Source organism: Pseudomonas sp. R84, from assembly GCF_009834515.1.
In the GTDB taxonomy this organism is placed as follows: Bacteria; Pseudomonadota; Gammaproteobacteria; order Pseudomonadales; family Pseudomonadaceae; genus Aquipseudomonas.
Genome location: NZ_CP019426.1, coordinates 6,025,893 through 6,047,522 on the forward strand (window position 1 = coordinate 6,025,893; position 21,630 = coordinate 6,047,522).

A 21,630-nucleotide genomic window follows, 5' to 3' on the forward strand; every position below is an offset into this window, starting at 1 on the left:
CTGTAGGAGTGAGCCTGCTCGCGATGAAGTCACCGCAGCGCAACTGCACTCCCCAGGCGCCGAACCATCAAATATTCTGGCGATCACCCTTCGGATCGAAGAACACCGAAGAAACAATCTCCGCCTCGATCACGCTGCCATCCGCCAGCGGTGCAAACACCCGCTCACCGAGACGCTTCAGACCGCCCTTGACCACACCCATGGCAAACGAATAACCGAGGGAGTTGTGCGCGTAGCTGGAGGTCACGTGGCCGACCATGGTCATCGGAATCGCCTGCTTGGTGTTGAACACCAACTGCGCACCTTCCGGCAGCCAGACATTCGGATCGATCGGCTTCAGACCGACCAATTGCTTACGCTGATCCTTCACGCAGTCTTCACGGTTCATCCCACGCTGGCCGATCCACGAGAACGGTTTGGTGCGACCCACGCACCAGCCCATGTTCAAGTCGTCCGGGGTCATCGAGCCGTCAGTGTCTTGGCCGACAATGATGAAGCCCTTCTCGGCACGCAGGACGTGCATGGTCTCGGTGCCGTACGGGGTCAGGTTGTACTGCTTGCCGGCCTCGACGATTTTCTCCAGCACGCCCATCGCATAGTCGGCCTGCACGTTGACTTCGTACGACAACTCACCGGTGAACGAGATGCGGAACACCCGCGCCGGCACGCCGCCGACCAGACCTTCTTTCCAGGTCATGAACGGGAACGCTTCGTTGCTCAGATCAATGTCGGTCACGGCGCTGAGCAGCTTGCGGCTGTTCGGCCCGGACAGGGTCATGGTCGCCCAGTGATCGGTGACGGAAGTGAAGTAGACCTTCATGTCCGGCCATTCGGTCTGGTGGTACAGCTCCAGCCACTGCAGCACGCGAGCCGCGCCGCCGGTGGTGGTGGTCATGACGAAATGGTTGTCGGCCAGACACGCCGTGACACCGTCGTCGAAGACCATGCCGTCTTCTTTGCACATCAAACCGTAACGAGCCTTGCCCACGTCGAGCTTGGTCCAGGCGTTGGTGTAAACGCGGTTGAGGAACTCGCGGGCATCCGGGCCCTGGATGTCGATCTTGCCGAGGGTCGAAGCGTCGAGCAGGCCGACGCTGTCGCGCACGGCTTTGCATTCACGCTTGACGGCGGCATGCAGGTCTTCACCGTTTTTCGGGAAGTACCATGGGCGCTTCCACTGACCGACGTCTTCAAACTCGGCGCCATTCTTCACATGCCAGGCATGCAGCGCGGTGTGACGCACCGGCTCGAAGATGTGCCCACAGTGACGGCCAGCCACAGCACCGAAAGTCACCGGCGTGTAGTTCGGACGGAACATGGTGGTGCCCATCTGCGGAATGGTCACGTTCAGCGAACGGGCGGCAATGGCCAGACCGTTGACGTTGCCAAGCTTGCCCTGATCGGTGCCGAAGCCCAGCGCGGTGTAGCGTTTGACGTGCTCGACCGATTCGAAACCCTCACGGGTCGCCAGTTCGATGGCGGCGGCGGTCACGTCGTTTTGCAGGTCGACGAATTGCTTCGGCGCCCGTGCGGTGTTCTTTTCATGCGGCACCTGGAACAGCGCCAACGTCGGTTCTTCGTGACGGCTCAAGGCTTTTGGCAACACGCCTTCGACGGTCTGGAAACCGGCTTCGGCAGCGGCGCGCACGCCACCTTCAAAACCATCGGCCAGCGAATCGCCGAGACCATAAACACCGTTGATGCCACCGACACACACGCGTTTCTGCGGTGCTTCGCCCGGCACGAAACCGAGGATGTCTTCGCGCCAGGTCGGCTTGCCGCCCAAGTGCGAGGCCAGGTGAACCACCGGGCTATAGCCGCCGGAGCTGGCTACCACGTCGCAGTCCAGCCATTCGCCCGGACTGGTCACGGCGTGCGCTTTGACATCAATCGCGGCGACGCGGGCAGCGGTGACACGCTTGCTGCCTCGGGTCTCGATCACGGCGCTACCGGTGAGGATGCGGATGCCTTTGGCGCGGGCCTCTTCTACCAACGCACCACGCGGATTGCTGCGCGCATCGGCGATGGCGACCACTTGCAGACTGGCATCGAGCCAATCCAGAGCAACGCGATAAGCGTGGTCGTTGTTGGTCGACAGCACGAGTTTCTTGCCCGGCGCTACGCCGTAACGGCGCACGTAAGTCGACACCGCACCAGCGAGCATGTTGCCCGGCACGTCGTTGTTGCCGTAAACCAGCGGACGCTCGCAAGCACCGGTCGCCAGCACCACTCGCTTGGCGCGAACGCGGTGGATGCGCTGACGCACCTGACCGATTGGCGCACGGTCGCCGAGGTGATCGGTGAGGCGTTCGTGAATGGTCAGGAAGTTATGGTCGTGGTAACCGTTGACCGTGGCGCGCGGCAGGATCAGCACGTCCGGGGTGTTTTTCAGTTCGGTGATGACGCTGGCAACCCACTCCATCGCAGGTTTGCCGTCGAGGCTTTCGCGCGAATCGAGCAGGCTGCCGCCGAACTCTTCCTGCTCGTCGGCCAGAATGACGCGAGCACCGCTGCGCGCAGCGGCCAGTGCAGCAGAAAGACCGGCCGGGCCACCGCCAACAATCAGCACGTCGCAGTGCTGGTTCATGTAGTCGTAGGTGTCCGGATCGTTCTCGGTCGGCGAGCGGCCAAGACCTGCTGCCTTACGGATGTACTTCTCGTAAGTCATCCAGAACGATTGCGGGTACATGAAGGTTTTGTAGTAGAAACCCGGCGGCATCAGCTTGCCGCCGACCTTGCCGAGAATGCCCATCATGTCGTTGTTGACGCTCGGCCAGCCGTTGGTGCTGGTCGCAACCAGCCCTTGATACAACGCCTGTTGCGTGGCGCGCACGTTGGGAATCTGCGTGGCTTCGGTAGCGCCGATCTGCAGCACCGCGTTCGGCTCTTCGGCACCGGCAGCGAAGATCCCGCGAGGACGCGAGTACTTGAAGCTGCGCCCGATGATGTCGACGCCGTTGGCGATCAGCGCGGCGGCCAGCGAGTCACCCTCGAAGCCTTTGTAGCTCTGACCGTTGAAGGTGAAGCTCAGCACTTTGTTGCGGTCGATCCGTCCACCGTTGGACAGGCGATTGGTCTGGCTCATACCTTCTCTCCCAGCGCCGTCGTGGCTGTTTTCGCCGAATCAGCCTTGTCGGTGAATTGCGGCTTGGTGCCGATCTTGTAGGTTTCGAGAATCTCGTAGGTCACGGTGTCGCGGGTGACGTTGAAATACTGGCGGCAACCGGCGACGTGATCCCACAGTTCGTGGTGCAGACCGCGCGGGTTGTCGCGGAAGAACATGTAGTCGCCCCACTCCTCGTCGGTGCAGGCGCCAGGGTCGAGCGGGCGCGGAATGTGCGCCTGACCGGATGCGTGGAATTCCTCTTCGGAGCGCAGTTCGCCGCAGTGAGGACAGAAGATATGCAACATGGGGATTTCTCCTGTTAGTGGGCGACGGCAGCAGCGCCGTGTTCGTCGATGAGTGCGCCGTTGTGGAAACGGTCGATGGAAAACGGTGCGGCCAACGGGTGCATTTCACCCTTGGCCAGACTCGCGGCAAACACGTTGCCCGAGCCAGGTGTCGCTTTGAAACCACCGGTGCCCCAACCGCAGTTGAAGAACATGTTCGGTACCGGGGTTTTCGAAATGATCGGGCAAGCGTCCGGGGTGGTGTCGACGATGCCGCCCCACTGACGGTTCATGCGTACGCGCGACAGTACCGGGAACATCTCGACGATGGCCTGAATGGTGTGCTCGATCACCGGGTACGAACCGCGCTGGCCGTAGCCGTTGTAGCCGTCGATGCCGGCACCGATCACCAGGTCGCCCTTGTCGGACTGGCTGATGTAACCGTGCACGGCGTTGGACATGATCACGCTGTCGATAATCGGCTTGATCGGCTCGGACACCAGCGCTTGCAGCGGGTGGGATTCGATCGGCAGACGGAAACCGGCGAGTTTGGCCATGTGCCCGGAGTTACCGGCAGTGACCACACCGACGCGTTTGGCGCCGATGAAACCCTTGTTGGTTTCAACACCGATGCACACGCCGTTTTCCTTGCGGAAACCAATGACTTCGGTCTGCTGGATCAAGTCCACGCCCAAGGCGTCGGCGGCACGGGCAAAGCCCCAGGCCACGGCATCGTGACGGGCGACGCCGCCGCGACGCTGAACGGTGGCGCCCATCACCGGGTAGCGAGTGTTTTTCGAGCAGTCGAGGTACGGAATCTCGTCAGCGACTTGCTTGGCGTTGAGCAGCTCGCCATCGACGCCGTTGAGGCGGTTGGCGCTGACCCGACGCTCGGAATCACGGATGTCCTGCAGGGTGTGGCACAGGTTGTAGACGCCACGCTGGGAGAACATCACGTTGTAGTTGAGGTCCTGCGACAGGCCTTCCCACAATTTCATCGCGTGTTCGTAGAGGTGCGCCGACTCGTCCCACAGGTAGTTGGAACGCACGATGGTGGTGTTGCGCGCGGTGTTACCGCCGCCCAGCCAGCCCTTCTCGACCACGGCGACGTTGGTGATGCCGTGTTCTTTCGCCAGATAGTAGGCGGTCGCCAGACCGTGCCCGCCGCCGCCGACGATGACCACGTCGTAGACTTTTTTCGGCGTTGGCGTGCGCCACATGCGCTGCCAGTTTTCGTGGTGGCTGAGGGAGTGTTTGAAGAGGCCGAAGCCCGAATAGCGTTGCATAGTCAGTTACTCCAGAACACTCAGCGATAAACCGGGAAGTCTGCGCACAGGGCCGACACTTGCTGGGCAACATTGGCCTCGACATCGGCATCGCCGAGGTTGTCGAGGATGTCGCAGATCCAGCCAGCCAACACTTCGCACTGGGTCACCTTGAAGCCGCGAGTAGTGACGGCCGGGGTGCCGATGCGCAGGCCCGAGGTCACGAACGGCGATTGCGGGTCGTTCGGCACGGCATTCTTGTTGACGGTGATGTGGGCACGGCCAAGGGCGGCGTCGGCATCTTTGCCGGTCAGGCCCTGACGGATCAGGCTGACCAGGAACAAGTGGTTGTCGGTGCCACCGGACACTACATCGTAGCCACGTTTGATAAACACGCTGGCCATCGCCTGAGCGTTGTCGATCACTTGTTGCTGATACGCCTTGAAGCCCGGCTCCAGTGCTTCTTTGAAGCACACGGCTTTACCGGCGATGACGTGCATCAGCGGGCCGCCCTGAGCGCCGGGGAATACCGCCGCGTTGAGCTTCTTCTCGATCTCTTCGTTGGACTTGGCCAGGATCAGCCCGCCACGTGGACCGCGCAGGGTTTTGTGCGTAGTGGTGGTAACCACGTCGGCGTACGGCAGCGGGTTCGGGTACAGACCGGCGGCAACCAGACCGGCAACGTGGGCCATGTCGACAAACAGCAGCGCGCCGACCTTGTCAGCGATCTGACGGAAGCGCGGGAAGTCCAGAGTCTTCGAGTAAGCGGAGAAACCGGCGACGATCATTTTCGGCTTGGATTCGACGGCGAGACGCTCGACTTCGTCGTAATCGATCAGCCCGGTGTCGGTGTTGATGCCGTACTGCACAGCGTTATAGAGCTTGCCCGAAGACGACACTTTGGCGCCGTGGGTCAAGTGACCACCGTGGGCCAGGCTCATGCCGAGGATGGTGTCGCCCGGCTGGATCAGCGCCAGGTAAACAGCACTGTTGGCCGATGAACCGGAGTGTGGCTGGACGTTGGCGTAATCGGCGCCGAACAGTTGCTTGGCCCGCTCGATGGCCAGCGCTTCGACTTTATCGACGTGCTCGCAGCCACCGTAGTAGCGCTTGCCCGGATAGCCTTCGGCGTATTTGTTGGTCAGGCCACTGCCTTGCGCTTGCATCACGCGTTTGCTGGTGTAGTTTTCTGACGCGATCAGCTCGATGTGATCTTCCTGACGTTGCTCCTCGGCATTCATCGCCGCCAGCAGTGCATCGTCGTAACCCTGGATCTGGTCTTGCTTGCTGAACATCGCGTCTCTCCCAGCGGCATCTGTGCGCCATTCGTCTCGGTAAGGCACTGGCAATGAAGGCAGTGCCCTTTGATGCCGATGGTATGACCGGCGCAGACAGCTCAAATGCCTGCGCGCGCCACGCAAAGGTGCGTTTACGACATGGCCTGAAATGCCTTGTTGAATCTGCGCAGATCCCTGTAGGAGTGAGCCTGCTCGCGATGGCGGTGGGTCAGCTGAGCAAATGTTGGCTGATACGCCGCCATCGCGAGCAGGCTCACTCCTACAGGGGATTATGCGATCAACTGGCGAACCGTGAGCAGCAGGAGAAAATGCGCGGGATACAGGGCGTAGGCCCAGCGCCGCATTGGTGGCGGCTGGAGATGTCGCGCATGTCGCAACAGGAACATTCCGAGCATTGGCGCAAATAGGCACGTCGCAATACCGAGAATGGCGACGCTGCTACCGAACCTTGCCGAGTCGTAAAGCACTTGCCACTGATTCGCTGCGAGGCATATCAAACCCGGCAGCAAGCTGAAGTACCAAGGGCGGCGAAACATCAACAGCATCGCCAACGGGAGCAGAACCCCGAAGAAGCCGAACATCAGTCGTTCCGGGAAAACTATCGCCAGCACCAGCGCAGCAACGCCCAGCAATCGCGACATGATCGATGGATCCTGCCACCCCCGCGCCACCAGCAACCCCAGCGCCAGCGTTGGCATCACATTCAACGTATCCGGCTCTGGAATGTACAACCGATACGGTATTTCGCTCACCGCACTGAACAGCAACAACCAGCCCAGATAGCGCCATTCCATCCTCCGCGAACCATCGCGCGACAGGTTCGCCGCCATCGCCAGACAAAACCACGGAAACGCCAACCGCCCCGGCACATACAGCCAATCGGCGGAGAACCCGACATATCGCAGGTGATCGAACAACATGCTCAACAGCGCCAGCCACTTGAGCAGATCCAGCGCGCCGTCACGTTTTCTCAGGTGCATAATCGGCCTGCGTCCATGTACTGTTCTGCCAGCGACATCCCGTGTGCTCCCCGGAAGATCTTCGGTAAAGTGCGCACCATCATTGACCACGAGCCTTCACAAGAGTCTCGACCACGGAAGCCGGCCATGACCGACAAGAGCCAACAATTCGCCAGCGACAACTATTCCGGAATCTGCCCTGAAGCCTGGGCCGCGATGGAGCAGGCCAACCACGGCCATCAGCGCGCGTATGGCGACGATGAATGGACCGCGCGCGCGGCCGATCATTTCCGCAAACTGTTCGAAACCGACTGCGAAGTGTTCTTCGCCTTCAACGGCACCGCCGCCAACTCGCTGGCCCTGTCGTCGCTGTGCCAGAGTTACCACAGCGTGATCTGCTCGGAAACCGCCCACGTCGAAACCGACGAATGCGGCGCCCCGGAATTCTTCTCCAACGGTTCGAAACTGCTGATCGCCGGCACTGAAAACGGCAAGATCACCCCGCAATCGATCCGCGAAGTCGCGCTCAAGCGTCAGGACATTCACTACCCGAAACCGCGCGTGGTCACCCTGACCCAGGCCACCGAAGTCGGCAGCGTCTACACCCCGGAAGAAGTCCGCGCCATCAGCGCCACCTGCAAAGAGCTGGGCCTGCACCTGCACATGGACGGCGCGCGCTTCTCCAACGCCTGCGCATTCCTCGGTTGCTCGCCAGCGGATCTGACCTGGAAGGCCGGCGTCGACGTGCTGTGCTTCGGCGGCACCAAGAACGGCATGGCCGTGGGTGAGGCGATCCTGTTCTTCAACCACAAACTGGCGGAAGACTTCGACTATCGCTGCAAGCAGGCCGGTCAGTTGGCGTCGAAAATGCGCTTCCTCTCGGCACCGTGGGTCGGCATCCTCGAAAACGACGCCTGGCTCAAATACGCCCGCCACGCCAACCACTGCGCGCAACTGCTGGCAGAACTGGTCAGCGACATTCCCGGCGTCGAACTGATGTTCCCGGTGCAGGCCAACGGCGTGTTCCTGCAACTCTCGGAACCGGCCATCGCCGCCCTGACCGCGAAGAACTGGCGCTTCTACACCTTCATCGGCAAGGGCGGCGCACGCTTCATGTGCTCGTGGGACACCGAAGAAGAACGCGTCCGCGAACTGGCCCGCGACATCCGCAAAGTCATGTCCGCCTGACCTGACGCTACACCCTCCCCCTGTAGGCGCTGCCGAAGGCTGCGATCTTTTGATCTTAAAAAACAAAATCAAAAGATCGCAGCCTTCGGCAGCTCCTACACAGGTTGTGCTTCTGCTTGGTCTACATTGTCTGTCGAGCCCTCCGCTCAGATAACAATAAGCAGGAGCATCGGCATGTCGTTACAAGGCAAAACCCTGTTCATCACCGGCGCCAGCCGTGGCATTGGTCGTGAGATTGCGCTGCGGGCCGCCAGAGACGGGGCCAATATCGTGATTGCGGCGAAGAGCGCCGAACCTCACGCCAAGTTGCCCGGGACCATTCACAGCGTCGCGGCGGAAGTCGAGGCGGCGGGCGGCAAGGCTCTGGCCCTGCAAGTGGATGTGCGTGATGAAGAGGCTGTGCGCAAAGCGCTTGCGCAGGCCAATGAGCACTTCGGCGGCATCGATGCACTGGTGAACAACGCCGGGGCGATCAAGCTCACCGGTGTGCAACACATCGAACTCAAGCGGTTCGACCTGATGCACCAGATCAACACCCGGGCGGTGTTGCTGTGCAGCCAGGCCGCCCTGCCCTATCTGAAGAAGTCCGCCGGGCACATTCTCAACCTGTCGCCACCGCTGAATCTGGCGAGCAAGTGGTTTGCACAGTTCAGCCCTTACACCGTGACCAAGTACGGCATGAGCATGCTGACGCTGGGGATGAGTGAGGAGTTTGCCGGTTACGGCATCAGCGTCAATTCGCTATGGCCGCAGACGATGATTGCTACAGCGGCGATCGAGTTTCAGTTGGGGAATCGGGAGTCGTTCAAACAGGCGCGCCTGCCTTCGATCATGGCGGATGCGGCGCATGTGATTCTGGAAAGTAGTGGACGGCAGATTACCGGGCGGTTGTTGATTGATGAGGAGATTTTGCAGGAGAGCGGTGTAAGCGAGTTCGAGCATTACCGGTTTGAACCGGAGAGTAATGCGGCGTTGATGACGGATTTGTTTATCGACTGAAAAGCCCCTCACCCTAGCCCTCTCCCAGAGGGAGAGGGGACTGATTGGGGGATATTTGAGAATTACGCCGACGTGCAACTGCTCTACCGAATCCATAATCGATAAGGTCGTTCAGGTCGATGCAGGACGCCAGACACCTCGGTCGGCTCCCTCTCCCACTGGGAGAGGGCTGGGGTGAGGGGTAAGCCGAACGCATAAAATCGCCCAGTCAGAAATCGATTCGGACGTCGCCTTTAGGCACACTGCAGCACGACAAGATAAACCCTTCAGCCTCATCGTCCTCGGTAATCCCGCCGTTGTGCTCCATCTCCACCTCGCCGCCCAGCTTGAGCACCTTGCACGTCCCGCAAATCCCCATCCCGCACGCCTTCGGAATCATCAAGCCCAGCTTGGCCGCCGCCGCATGCACCGTCTCGCCCGGTGCCACACGAATGCTCTTGCCGGACGAGGTGAATTCGACCTGATGCAGATCCGCCGCATCGATTTCCGGTGCATCCGCAGCCTGCTCGGCTTGCTCCACCGCATCAGCACGGGCTTCCGGTGGCGTGGCGCCGAAGGATTCCTCGTGATAACGCGACATGTCGTAACCGGCCACTTCCAGCAACCGCTTAACCGCATTCATGTAAGGCGTCGGCCCGCAGCAGAACACTTCGCGCTCAAGGAAGTCCGGCACCATCAATTCCAACATCTTGTGGTTCAGGTAACCGCGATAACCGGCCCACGGTTCACCCAAGCCATGCTTCTCACAAATCAGGTGCAGGCTGAAGTTGTCGATCCGCGACGCCATGTGCTCCAGCTCGCGGTGGTAAATGATGTCTTTCGGTGAGCGCGCGCTGTGGATAAAGGTCATGTCGACGTTGGCGTTGGTGTCGTAGAACCAGCGCGCCATCGACATGCACGGCGTGATACCGACGCCGCCACTGAGATACAGCACTTTCGGGCTCGGGAAGTCGATGGCATTGAACAGCCCGACCGGCCCGTGCACCGCCAGCTCCTGCCCCTCATGAAGTGTGTCGTGCAGCCAGTTGGAAACCCTGCCGCCCGGCACGCGCTTGATCGTCACCGAAAAGCTGTACGGCACCGACGGCGAGCTGGAGATGGTGTACGAACGCATGATCGGCTGGCCTTCGATTTCCAGCTCCAGGGTCACGAACTGCCCGGGCTTGAAGAAGAACAGGATCGGCTGGTCAGCCATGAAGCAGAAGGTGCGCACGTCCCAGGTTTCCTGGATGACTTTGACGCAACGGACGATGTGTCGGCCATTGGCCCAGGTCTGGGTGGTGACCGGATTCAGGAAGCTGTTGGACATGCTGTTCTCCACGGCCGACTGTCGGCCTCATGTCGGCGATTCTGCGTATAGCGCGAACCGCCCGTTTACCTATCCGCGACATCGGCATACTTATCGCGACCAGCCCCCAACCACCGGGGGTTGCGCGTCGGGAACAGATTGCACCATGTCGCCCATGGATAAGGTTCCGCCCCGCGCCGGCCCCACACTCGCCCCAACACCAAAACAGATTCTTTACACCTTGCGTAGCACCTTCTAACAGCAGACCTGATAAGCCACTTTCGCCGGCCACGCAGATGGCCATGAGGATCACATCGATGGACGTCACCGCAAAAATCAGCCTGGGCGATCCGCTGGAACCCGCACGCAAGGCCACCGCACAAATGCTGCAAGAGCGCGAGCGCACCTTTTCGCTGCCGCAACCGTTCTACAGCGATGAACGGCTGTTCGATATCGACATGCAGGAGATCTTCCAGAAAGAGTGGTTGATCGCCGGCATGACCTGCGAGATCCCGGCCAAGGGCAACTACCTGACCCTGCAGATCGGCAAGAATCCGATCATCGTCATCCGTGGCGCCGAAGGCGTGGTGCATGCCTTCCACAACGTCTGCCGCCACCGTGGCTCGCGTCTGTGCACCAGTGAAAAAGGCAAGGTCGCCAAATTGGTCTGCCACTACCACCAGTGGACCTATGAGCTGGACGGGCGTCTGCTGTTCGCCGGCACCGAAATGGGCGCCGACTTCGACATGAAGCAGTACGGCCTCAAACCGGTGAACGTGAAGACGGCCGGCGGTTACATCTTCATCAGCCTGGCCGAGAACCCGCCGGCCATCGATGACTTCCTGTCGACGCTGAACCATTACATGGAACCGTACGACATGGAGAACACCAAGGTGGCGATTCAAACCACCTTGTTCGAAAAGGCCAACTGGAAACTGGTGCTGGAAAACAACCGCGAGTGCTACCACTGCAACGCGTCGCACCCGGAACTGCTGAAAACCCTGCTGGAATGGGACGACGTCACCGACCCGCGCGCCGATCAGGCGTTCAAGGATCACGTCGCTGCCTCCGCCGCGGCCTGGGAAGCCGAGAAGATCCCTTACGCCCACGCCAGCTTCGGCCTGCGCAACCGCATAGTGCGCATGCCGCTGCTCAAGGGCACCGTGTCGATGACCCTCGACGGCAAACAGGGCTGCGCGAAACTGATGGGCCGGATCAAGAACCCGGATCTGGGTTCGATGCGCATCCTGCACCTGCCGCACTCGTGGAACCACTGCATGGGCGACCACATCATCGTCTTCACCGTGTGGCCGATCAGCGCGCAGGAAACCATGGTCACCACCAAGTGGATCGTGCACAAGGATGCGGTTGAAGGTGTTGATTACGACGTCGAGCGTATGCGTCAGGTGTGGGATGCGACCAACGATCAGGACCGGCGTCTGGCGGAAGAGAACCAGCGCGGGATCAATTCGACGGCTTATCAGCCTGGGCCGTATTCGAAGACCTATGAGTTTGGCGTGGTCAACTTCGTCGACTGGTACAGCGAGCGCCTACTGAGCAACCTCGGCGCCGAGCCTGCGCCATACCTCAAAGGTGTCCCGGTTCAGGGCTAAAAGCAAAAGCTTCGCGAGCAGGCTCGCTCCCACAGGTGGAATGCATTCCAAATGTGGGAGCGAGCCTGCTCGCGAAGGCGTCATGAAAGTCATTACATCTCTGAAACCAGATTGCACAATTTTTGACCAACCACCCCACACCCTATACCCACCAAGCCCCCCAGCCTTCCGCAAACAAGTTATCCACACACCCACCCACAGCAAATGGGGGTAACTGTGGATGAACGAAAAAATAACTGACTGATTTGTGAAGAAAAATCGTGACTTATCCAGAAGCACGGTTTGCAAGACGCACTGGTTAATTTTTGATCATATTCATGGAGGCCACGTACTGCATGGCCTGTAGAGGATGGCGAACACGTTATCCACAGAAGCGCCAACAGAGTTCGGGGGTAACTTTGCCTTGTCTGTGGAAAAGCGTTGGAGGCTGTGTGAAATCGGGGTTTTGCGCGGGAATTAAGTCCGGAAACTTACGAATTGACTGTTTTTTGATCACCCCTTCGAAAGCCACGGTTTGTATGGGCTTCAGCGGATAGCGAACATCTTATCCACAGAAGCGCCAACAGAGATTGGGGGCAACTTTCCAAGTTATCCTGGCGAAAAAGCCCTGAAAATCCGTGACTTAGGCTGGTTGTTTTTTGATCGGAGGGCTGTAGGGCTTGAATGGCGTGGGGTGTAGAGAGGGGCGAACACGTTATCCACAGATCCGCCAACAGGGATTGTGGGTAAAAGTGCTTGCCCTCATCGGAACGCCGCCCGCCCAGCCCTCTCCCGGAGGGAGAGGGCTAGGGTGAGGGCCTTTTCAGCGGACGACGCCTTCTTCAATCAGCAATTTGAGAATCGCTTCAGCCCCGGCCTGTGCGGTAACGCCCTTGAGCACCTGCCCCCCGCCACCACTGGCCTTGGCCGTCGCGGCCTTCATCCGGTCCGCCCCGCTTTTGGCCTTGATCACCTTCAAGCGTTTCGGCCGTGGCTTGGCCGCTTGCAAAGTGGCAACCGCGAGCAACTCATCGTCCACCACTTCGACGTCTTCAGCCTGCAAGACCCCGCGTCGCGCGGGACCATACGCACTCTGCCGAGGCTTCGGCGCAGCGTTATCCACAGTCGCCAGAAACGGCAGTTTCACCTTCAACCGGCGCCGCTGTCCGCGCGGCAAGGCTTGCAGCACCAGCGCCGAACCATCATTGATCGACTCGACCTGAGCCAGCCCGACCACCAACGGCCAGCCCAGTCCTTCGGCGAGCAAAAACGGCAACATCCCCGAACCTTCACCGGTTTCCGCCTGGCTGCCGGTCAGGACAACTTGCGCACCGGCATCGCGCAGATAAGCGGTCAGCGCCGGCAGCGCATCGGCGCCTGCCGGTTGCTCCAGCACATGCATCTGCTCAAGCCCCATGCCCAGATAGGCGCGCAACGCCGGTTCTGCAACGTCACCGGCATGCAGCACTTGCAGGTTATCCCCAGCCAGTTGCAAACCCAGTTCCACGGCGCGCGCGTCCTGATCAGCGCGGCGTGGCCGCCCGGAGGTCGGGTGGGCGCCGATTGAAACCAGACTGATTACTTTCGTGTTCATAAAGTTTCCTTAAGCCGCATCGCGCTTGGCTTCGTTGCGGTAAGCCGCGACCGCTTCGATCAACGCCTGCAGAATCTCTGCGCTTTCGCCGATCACCGACAAATCGGCACGCTTGATCATGTCGCAACCCGGATCAAGGTTGATCGCCACGACCTTGTCGCAGGCACCAATACCTTGCAGGTGCTGAATCGCGCCAGAGATACCCACAGCCACATAGACCCGCGCGGTGACCCAGGTGCCGGACGCGCCGACCTGACGATCACGCGCCATGAAGCCATCGTCCACTGCAACGCGGGAAGCACCTTCGGTAGCGCCGAGTGCTGCCGCCGTTTCGTGGAATAGTGCCCAGTCTTTGACTCCATTGCCGCCGGAGAAAATGAATTCGGCTTCAGCCATTGGAATCGCCGCCGGGTCGACCGCCACGGCGCCGAGATCTTCGATCCGCGAGAGACTGCGCGCCACGCTTGTGGATAACTCCACCGGCAACGCTTCGTGGCGAGTGTCGCTGACTGGTTCGGCGCATTCGGCAGCGGCCAAAATCAACCGCGCAACTGGACGGGCAAGGTCTTGCAGCCCAGCGCCAGCGCGGCCGATGCACTCCTGATCCTTGACCTGCCAGACCCGTGTCGCCGGGCGTTCGCCCAGTGCAGCGGCAAAGCGTCGACCGAGTTCACCGCCACCGCTGCGGCTGTCCGGCAGCAACCAATGACGCGGGTTGAACTGGTTATCCACAGCGCGCAAACCTTGCACTCGTTGCTCCGGTGCATAACCGCTGAATTCCTCGCCTTCGAGTACCAGCAAGCGATCGACGCCAGCGGTCGCGAAAGCGTTTTCCTTATGCTCGCCAAAGACCACCGCCAACACTGCGCCGTCATTACCGGCGAGCTGATGGGCGAGGCCAAACAAATCACGGTCGTGACTGCTCAAGCGGCCACCGACCATGTCCGGTACCACGCTGATGTAGAACGCCGGCGCGGGCACCTGATGCAGCGGCAATTGCACTTCCACAGTCGCCGAACGTTTGACCGCCCCGCCCTGTTGCGCGCCACTGCGATCGATCCGTTTGATGCCGTTGGGGCCGATAAAACCGATGCCGTGCAGGTTCTTGCGAATGACGCCGTTGGGGCCCATCCAGCTGTGTTGCGCCGGTTGCATCGCCGCGTGCAGCGGATGCAGGCGGTTACGGGCAATCCATTCGGCGCGCGGGTCGCGGCGGATAATGTCGCTCATCAGTGGGCCTCCGCAGGTTCACGTTTGGCCGGCGTGGCAGGCTTGTTCGGCGCGGCGTCTTCGAGCAGCGCGTCGGCCACCAGTTCTGCGATGTCCTTGATCAGCGGCCGCGGTTCGACCACGCCTTCGAGCATCGCCGTGCACTGTGGACAACCCACGGCCACCAGTTCGGCGCCGGTCTCGCGGATGTCTTCCATGCGCATGTCGGGAATCCGTTGCTTGCCCGGAATGTCAGTGATCGGCGCGCCGCCACCACCGCCGCAGCAGCGCGAACGGAAGCCGGAACGTTGCATCTCTTTCACTTCGATACCGAGGGCACGCAGCACTTCACGCGGCGCTTCGTACTCGCCGTTGTAACGACCGAGGTAGCACGGATCGTGATAGGTCACGCTGTTGCCTTTGTGCTGACCGAGGTTCAGCGCGCCGGCCTGAATGATTTCTGCCATGTAGGTGCTGTGGTGCTGCACCAGGTAGTTGCCATCGAACGCGCCGTACTCGTTTTTCAGCACGTGGAAGCTGTGCGGATCACAAGTAACGATGCGGTTGAAGCTGTATTTGGCCAGGGTCTGGATGTTGCGTTTGGCAAGCAACTGGAAGGTCGCTTCATCGCCGAGACGCCGGGCAACATCGCCGCTGTCACGCTCTTCGAGACCGAGTACGGCAAAGTCGATTTTCGCCGCTTTCAGCACTTTGACGAAGGCGCGCAGGGTGCGCTGGTTGCGCATGTCGAACGCACCGTCGCCGACCCAGAACAGCACGTCGGTGGATTTCTTCTCGCTGAGCAGATTGAGGTTCAAGTCCGCCGCCCAGTTCATCCGCCCGCCCGGGGCGAAACCGCCGGGGTTGTCGGTGGCGATGAGGTTTTCAAGGACTTCGGCGCCCTTGTTCGGCGTCGCGCCTTTTTCCAGGGTCAGGTGACGGCGCATGTCGACGATGGCGTCGACGTGCTCGATCATCATCGGACATTCCTCGACGCAGGCACGGCAGGTAGTGCACGACCACAGGGTTTCGGCGTCGACCAAGCCGTTGACGATCGGTTGATGTGGATTACCGCTATGCTCGCCTACAGGTTTGCCCGGATACGGGCTGCCGGCGAACTTGGCATCGGTGCCGCCAGCGAGGCCGACGACCATGTCCTGAATCAGTTTTTTCGGGTTCAGCGGCTGGCCAGCGGCGAAGGCCGGGCACGCCGCTTCGCACTTGCCGCACTGCACGCAGGCGTCGAAACCGAGCAGTTGGTTCCAGGTGAAATCCTTGGGTTTCTCAACACCCAGCGGAGCACTCGGATCGTTCAGATCCAAAGGTTTCAAGCCCGTGGAACGACCGCCGCCAAAACGCTCGGCGCGGCGGTGCCAAGCCAAATGCAACGCACCGGCGAAGGCGTGTTTCATCGGCCCGCCCCAGGTCATGCCGAAGAACAGCTCCGACACGCCCCACAGCACGCCAATCCCGAGAATGACTGCGAGCACCCAGCCGCCGAAGTTCTCCGGGAGGATTCCGGCCACCGGGAGGGTCAGCAGAAAGAACGACGCCGAGAACGCCAGCAGGCTTTTCGGCAGGCGCATCCACGGGCCTTTCGACAGCCGCGCCGGCGGGTTGCGCCGTCGCAGATAAACGAAGATCGCGCCGACGAACATCACCGCCGTCATCAGCAGCAACGCGTAGCCAAGAATGCGGTTATGCAGGCCAAAACCGTGCACCAGCAGCGCCAGTACAATCGACGCCACCGCACCGCCGGCCGTGGCCACGTGGGTGTTGGCGATGTATTTGTCCCGCGCCACGACATGGTGCAAATCGACCATGTAGCGCTTGGGCATGGCGAACAGGCCGCCGATCAGGTCGACCTTCGAGGCCCGGCCCCGGCGCCACATCGCTACCCGCCGCAACGCGCCGAGGACACCAAGGCCGATAGCTGCGAACAACAGGATTGGAAGAAGGGTGTTCAACATCAGAGTCACCTCTGGCGAGGTGCAAGCTACAAGCTACAAGCTGCAAGAAAGAGCAGCAAAATCTGCCGGGCTTTTACTTGCGGCTTGAAGCTTATGGCTCGCAGCTGAGCCGTCAAAAATCCTTACAGAGCCGGAGTGCGTCATAAATGGCGGCGTGCGTGTTGCGCTGCGCCACGCAGTCGCCGATGCGGAACAGCAAGTAGCCGTCGCCCGCCTCGCTCAGCGAAGGTTGCGGCTGGATCGCAAACAACGCTTCGACGTCGATCTGGCCCTTGTTGCGCGAACCCTCTTTGAGCGCGTAATAGATTTCTTCATCCGGACGCACGCCGTTTTCCACCACCACCTGATCGACCACCCGCTCCTCTTTGGCGCCGGTGTATTCGTTCTCCAGCACCGCGACCAGTTTGTCGCCTTCGCGGTAGACCTTCTCCAGCATCATGTCGCCGGTCATGATCACTTCTTTCGGGTACATGCTGCGGTAGTAGGTCGGGAACGATGTACCGCCGATGGCCACGCCCGGCTTGATGTCGTCAGTGACGATCTCGACCTGGCTGCCCTTGTCGGCGAGGAAGTCGGCAACCGACATCCCGGTGAACTCACAAATGGTGTCGTAGACCAGCACGTTCTTGCCCGGCGCAACCTTGCCGTCGAGCACGTCCCAACTGCTGACCACCAGCCCTTCGGCGGCGCCCCAGTGTTCGTTCTGTTCCAGATACGGATGCCCGCCGACCGCCAGCACCACTACGTCCGGACGCAAGTCCATGATGGTGTCGGCATCGGCCGCCGTGCCCAGACGCAGATCGACTTTCAGTCGCGCCAGTTCCAGTTGGAACCAGCGGGTGATGCCAGCGATCTGGTCACGCTGCGGCGCTTTCGATGCGGTGGTGATCTGCCCGCCGATGAATTCCTTCTTCTCGAACAGGGTCACGTCGTGGCCACGTTCGGCGGCAACGCGGGCCGCTTCCATCCCGGCAGGGCCGGCACCGACGATCACCACTTTGCGTTTCGGCCCGGTGGATTTCTCGATGATGTGCGGCACGCCCATGTACTCACGGGACGTCGCGGCGTTCTGAATGCACAGCACGTCGAGGCCTTGATACTGACGGTCGATGCAATAGTTGGCGCCGACGCACTGCTTGATCTGGTCGATCTGGCCCATCTTGATCTTGGCGATCAGATGCGGGTCGGCGATGTGCGCGCGGGTCATGCCGACCATGTCGACGTAACCTCCTTCAAGGATCCGCGTGGCCTGGTTCGGATCCTTGATGTTCTGGGCGTGCAGCACCGGCACTTTGACCACTTCCTTGATCCCGGCGGCCAGATGCAGAAACGGCTCCGGTGGATAACTCATGTTCGGAATCACGTTGGCCAGGGTGTTGTGAGTGTCACAACCCGAGCCGACCACACCGATAAAGTCGAGCATGCCGGTGTCGTCGTAATACTTGGCAATCTGCTTCATGTCCTCGTGGGACAAGCCGTCCGGGTGGAATTCGTCACCGCACAGACGCATGCCGACGCAGAAATCATCACCGACCTCGGCGCGCACCGCTTTCAGCACTTCCAGACCGAACTTCATCCGGCCTTCGAAGGTGCCGCCCCATTCGTCGGTACGCTTGTTGACACGTGGACTCCAGAACTGGTCGATCATGTGCTGGTGCACCGCCGACAATTCAACGCCGTCGAGGCCACCGGCCTTGGCTCGGCGCGCAGCCTGGGCGTAATTGCCGATCACCCGCCAGATTTCTTCCGGCTCGATGGTTTTGCAGGTCGCGCGGTGCACCGGCTCACGGATGCCCGACGGCGACATCAGGGTCGGCCAGTTGAAGCCGTCCCAACGCGAGCGCCGGCCCATGTGGGTAATCTGGATCATGATCTTGGCGCCGTGCTTGTGCATGGCGTCGGCCAGATTCTGGAAGTGCGGAATGATCCGGTCGGTCGACAGGTTGACCGAGCTCCACCATTCCTGCGGGCTGTCGATGGCGACTACTGAGGAGCCACCACAGATCGCCAGGCCGATGCCGCCCTTGGCTTTCTCTTCGTAATACTTGACGTAGCGGTCGGTGGTCATGCCACCGTCAGTCGCGTAGACCTCGGCGTGTGCGGTGCTGAGCACGCGGTTACGGATGGTCAGTTTGCCGATCTGGATCGGCTGGAACATTGCTTCGAAAGCCATGGCGGGTTCCTCGACTTACAACGGCTTGACGGTGAACAGGCCGTCGTCGTGGCCTTCTTCGGAGCCACCGTAGACTTGCTCGGCGACGGTGCGAATCTTGCTGCCGCGCGCCTCAAGAATCTGATCCATGGCACCGGCAAACCAACCGGTGAACATGTAATCGACCTTGCGCCCAACCTTGCCGTAAACGTAGACGAATGCCGAGTGTTCGAGCTTGACGCTGGCGGTGCCTTTGTCGAGGTCGATGTCCTGAATCTTGAACAGGCCCCAGCCGCGTTGCGACAGGCGCTTCATGTAGTGCTCGAACACCGCGACGCCTTCCAGGCCGTGGCATTCGGCTTCTTTTTCGCACCAGTGCCAGGCGGATTTGTAGCCGGCCTTGTAGAGGATCTCGGCGTAGGCGTCAGCGCCCAAAACCTCCTCGATACCCATATGATTGTTGACGAAGAAGTGACGCGGCACGTAGAGCATTGGCAGGGCGTCAGAGGTCCAGACACCGGTCTCGCTGTCGACTTCGATTGGCAATTGCGGGGCGATCTTGGCCATGGAAACTTAACTCCAGAAAAAATAGTGGATTCAGTGGTGACCGCTGCCCTCACCCCGGCCCTCTCCCACAGGAGAGGGGGCAGTTCGGCGGCGGTCTTGAGTCAGCGTTATTCGCCCCAGACGTCTTTGAGGACGTTGACCCAGTTCTCGCCCATGATCTTGCGCACCACGCGCTCGGGATGGCCGCGTTTGAGCAGGGTTTCGGTCAGGTTCGGGAACTCGCCGACGGTGCGGATGCCCAGCGGGTTGATGATCTTGCCGAAGCTGGTCAGACGGCGGGCGTAGCCCTTGTCGTGGGTCAGGTATTCGAAGAAGTCCTGGCCATGGCCTTGGGTGAAGTCGGTGCCGATGCCGATGGCGTCTTCGCCGACGATGTTCATGGTGTATTCGATCGCCTCGGCGTAATCGTCGATGGTCGAATCGATGCCCTTGGCGAGGAACGGCGCGAACATGGTCACGCCGACGAAACCGCCGTGGTCGGCAATGAACTTCAGCTCTTCATCGGACTTGTTGCGCGGGTGCTCTTTGAGACCCGACGGCAGGCAGTGGGAATAGCAGACCGGTTTTTTCGATTCGAGGATGACTTCTTCGGAAGTCTTGGAACCGACGTGGGACAGGTCGCACATGACGCCAACGCGGTTCATCTCGGCGACGATTTCGCGACCGAAACCCGACAGGCCGCCGTCACGCTCGTAGCAACCGGTGCCGACCAGGTTCTGGGTGTTGTAGCACATCTGCACGATGCCGACGCCGAGCTGCTTGAACACCTCGACATAGCCGATCTGGTCTTCAAACGCGTGGGCATTCTGGAAGCCGAAGAGGATGCCGGTCTTGCCTTGTTCCTTGGCACGACGAATGTCGGCGGTGGTGCGCACCGGCATCACCAGGTCGCTGTTTTCGCGGATCAGCTTCTGGCTGGCAGCAATATTGTTCACGGTCGCCTGAAAGCCTTCCCACACCGACACAGTGCAGTTGGCCGCCGTCAGACCGCCCTTGCGCATGTCTTCGAACAGCTCACGGTTCCATTTGGCAATGATCAGACCGTCGATAACGATGCTGTCGGCGTGTAATTCGGCTGGGCTCATCAGGCGTCCCCTTATTGGCGATTCATGCGCCGAATCGTCTGCCGGCGCTTTGGGGCCAGCATATGCCTCGGTGCCCGGGCGACCGGGTGCAAAAACGACAGGGGAATTGCCGAAAGCGTCAATCCGCGACAAAGGGTCGCCAGACGCTCCGATCAGCTACCTGTTCAAGCCCGCAAGCTTGAGCCAGAATCTCCGGCATCTTGGAAACACCACTGGATTAGAGCGGCGACAACAATGAAATCGATCTTCCTGGCTTTGGCTTTGCTTGCGACCGGCGTACACGCCGCCGAAGAATCCGACAACAACCCGTGCGACGCCGTCGAAAACGACGTCCAGACCCTGGAATGCTCGACCTACAGCCGCACCACCGCTGAAGACCTGCTCAAGGACAACTACGCCAGCCTGACAGAACGCATGCAGACTGCGTACGGCAAAAACGCCACGCAACTGGCGGACATCACCGCCAAGATCAAGACGGCTCAGCAGCAGTGGCTGAAAACGCGGGACGCTGATTGCGCGGTGGAGGCGTTCCCGGCGACGGCGGGGAGCAAGGCGTTCACGATTGCGCAGAATGATTGCGTGGCGCGGATGAGTGATGAGCGGTCGGAGTTTTTGGAGTCGATTGGGCAGGAGTGATCCTGACCACTCGTAACATGCCGTCAAACTTGTTGATTGGCATTGGGAGAAATATAAGCAAAGATCCTGAAATCTTATAAAAGACTTATATTTCTCCGAATATGAAGTTACCCACAGATATCCAAATCATCAACGACGCCGAGGGCAAACCGGCCTTCGTGGTCATTCCCTATGCGCAATATGTCGCGCAGAAAATGCAGCCCGATCTGATTCCCCATGAAGTGGTCAGTCGGATGGTCGACGGAGCGACACCGATCCGTGCCTGGCGCGAATACCTCAACCTGACTCAGGAAGAAGTCGCTAAACGCATGGGTATTTCGCAACCGGCGTTTGCCCAGCAGGAAACAGTCGCCAAGCCACGCAAGGCCACTCGCGAGAAAATTGCGTCGGCGTTCGGCATCACCACCAATCAGCTTGAGCTGTAAGCTGCCCTCTTCA

Annotated in this window: 17 protein-coding genes; 5 read left to right on the forward strand and 12 right to left on the reverse strand. The window is 60.4% G+C overall.

Features of this window, described 5'->3' with window-relative positions:
- Positions 1-67 precede the first annotated feature (67 nt).
- From PspR84_RS26735 to PspR84_RS26755, 5 genes are all read right to left on the reverse strand, one after another.
- On the reverse strand, positions 68-3,085 hold the full coding sequence (locus PspR84_RS26735) for a sarcosine oxidase subunit alpha (protein WP_160059698.1): 3,018 nt from the start codon (positions 3,083-3,085) through the stop codon (positions 68-70).
- Positions 3,082-3,411 carry a sarcosine oxidase subunit delta gene (locus PspR84_RS26740; protein WP_007913119.1) on the reverse strand — a complete coding sequence of 110 codons (330 nt, stop codon included), beginning with the start codon at positions 3,409-3,411 and terminating at the stop codon, positions 3,082-3,084. The genes PspR84_RS26735 and PspR84_RS26740 overlap by 4 nt, the downstream gene beginning before the upstream one ends.
- 14 nt (positions 3,412-3,425) lie before the next feature.
- On the reverse strand, positions 3,426-4,676 hold the full coding sequence (locus PspR84_RS26745) for a sarcosine oxidase subunit beta (protein WP_003206307.1): 1,251 nt from the start codon (positions 4,674-4,676) through the stop codon (positions 3,426-3,428).
- 20 nt (positions 4,677-4,696) lie between these two features.
- Positions 4,697-5,950 carry a serine hydroxymethyltransferase gene (locus tag PspR84_RS26750; protein WP_007913117.1) on the reverse strand — a complete coding sequence of 418 codons (1,254 nt, stop codon included), beginning with the start codon at positions 5,948-5,950 and terminating at the stop codon, positions 4,697-4,699.
- 272 nt (positions 5,951-6,222) lie between these two features.
- Entirely contained in the window at positions 6,223-6,933 is a 711-nt protein-coding gene (locus tag PspR84_RS26755) for a TraX family protein (protein WP_160059699.1), read from the reverse strand.
- A 126-nt stretch (positions 6,934-7,059) separates the two neighbouring features.
- On the opposite strand from PspR84_RS26755, the gene PspR84_RS26760 reads away from it, so the two are divergent.
- Both PspR84_RS26760 and PspR84_RS26765 read left to right on the forward strand, forming a co-directional pair.
- Complete coding sequence (locus PspR84_RS26760; RefSeq protein WP_160059700.1) at positions 7,060-8,100, forward strand: low specificity L-threonine aldolase; 1,041 nt, start codon at positions 7,060-7,062, stop codon at positions 8,098-8,100.
- Between the two features lie 174 nt (positions 8,101-8,274).
- Complete coding sequence (locus PspR84_RS26765; RefSeq protein ID WP_160059701.1) at positions 8,275-9,099, forward strand: NAD(P)-dependent oxidoreductase; 825 nt, start codon at positions 8,275-8,277, stop codon at positions 9,097-9,099.
- Positions 9,100-9,307: 208 nt separating this feature from the next.
- Here PspR84_RS26765 and gbcB read toward each other — a convergent pair whose 3' ends face one another.
- Positions 9,308-10,408, reverse strand: a complete 1,101-nt coding sequence (gene gbcB, locus PspR84_RS26770; RefSeq protein WP_160059702.1) for a glycine-betaine demethylase subunit GbcB — start codon at positions 10,406-10,408, stop codon at positions 9,308-9,310.
- A 296-nt stretch (positions 10,409-10,704) separates the two neighbouring features.
- On the opposite strand from gbcB, the gene gbcA reads away from it, so the two are divergent.
- On the forward strand, positions 10,705-12,000 hold the full coding sequence (gbcA, locus tag PspR84_RS26775) for a glycine-betaine demethylase subunit GbcA (RefSeq protein WP_150617784.1): 1,296 nt from the start codon (positions 10,705-10,707) through the stop codon (positions 11,998-12,000).
- 802 nt (positions 12,001-12,802) lie between these two features.
- Here gbcA and PspR84_RS26780 read toward each other — a convergent pair.
- From PspR84_RS26780 to PspR84_RS26805, 6 genes are all read right to left on the reverse strand, one after another.
- Complete coding sequence (locus PspR84_RS26780; protein ID WP_077574827.1) at positions 12,803-13,573, reverse strand: electron transfer flavoprotein subunit beta; 771 nt, start codon at positions 13,571-13,573, stop codon at positions 12,803-12,805.
- Between the two features lie 9 nt (positions 13,574-13,582).
- Positions 13,583-14,803: an electron transfer flavoprotein subunit alpha/FixB family protein gene (locus PspR84_RS26785; protein WP_160059703.1), complete on the reverse strand. Its 1,221-nt coding sequence runs from the start codon at positions 14,801-14,803 to the stop codon at positions 13,583-13,585.
- The gene (gene dgcB / locus PspR84_RS26790; RefSeq protein WP_160059704.1) at positions 14,803-16,752 is read right to left on the reverse strand and encodes a dimethylglycine demethylation protein DgcB; all 1,950 of its coding nucleotides are present in this window, start codon (positions 16,750-16,752) and stop codon (positions 14,803-14,805) included. The genes PspR84_RS26785 and dgcB overlap by 1 nt, the downstream gene beginning before the upstream one ends.
- A 112-nt stretch (positions 16,753-16,864) precedes the next feature.
- Entirely contained in the window at positions 16,865-18,925 is a 2,061-nt protein-coding gene (dgcA, locus tag PspR84_RS26795) for a dimethylglycine demethylation protein DgcA (RefSeq protein WP_016983627.1), read from the reverse strand.
- Between the two features lie 15 nt (positions 18,926-18,940).
- A complete protein-coding gene (locus PspR84_RS26800; protein WP_005792152.1) occupies positions 18,941-19,471 on the reverse strand; it encodes a DUF5943 domain-containing protein in 531 nt (176 codons plus the stop codon).
- A 107-nt stretch (positions 19,472-19,578) separates the two neighbouring features.
- Positions 19,579-20,556, reverse strand: a complete 978-nt coding sequence (locus PspR84_RS26805) for a dipeptidase (protein WP_160059705.1) — start codon at positions 20,554-20,556, stop codon at positions 19,579-19,581.
- Positions 20,557-20,790: 234 nt separating this feature from the next.
- Here PspR84_RS26805 and PspR84_RS26810 point away from each other — a divergent pair, with 234 nt between their 5' ends.
- Together PspR84_RS26810 and PspR84_RS26815 are read left to right on the forward strand one after the other, a co-directional pair.
- Entirely contained in the window at positions 20,791-21,192 is a 402-nt protein-coding gene (locus tag PspR84_RS26810; protein WP_160059706.1) for a lysozyme inhibitor LprI family protein, read from the forward strand.
- Between the two features lie 101 nt (positions 21,193-21,293).
- A complete protein-coding gene (locus PspR84_RS26815) occupies positions 21,294-21,617 on the forward strand; it encodes a helix-turn-helix transcriptional regulator (RefSeq protein ID WP_160059707.1) in 324 nt (107 codons plus the stop codon).
- Positions 21,618-21,630 lie beyond the last annotated feature (13 nt).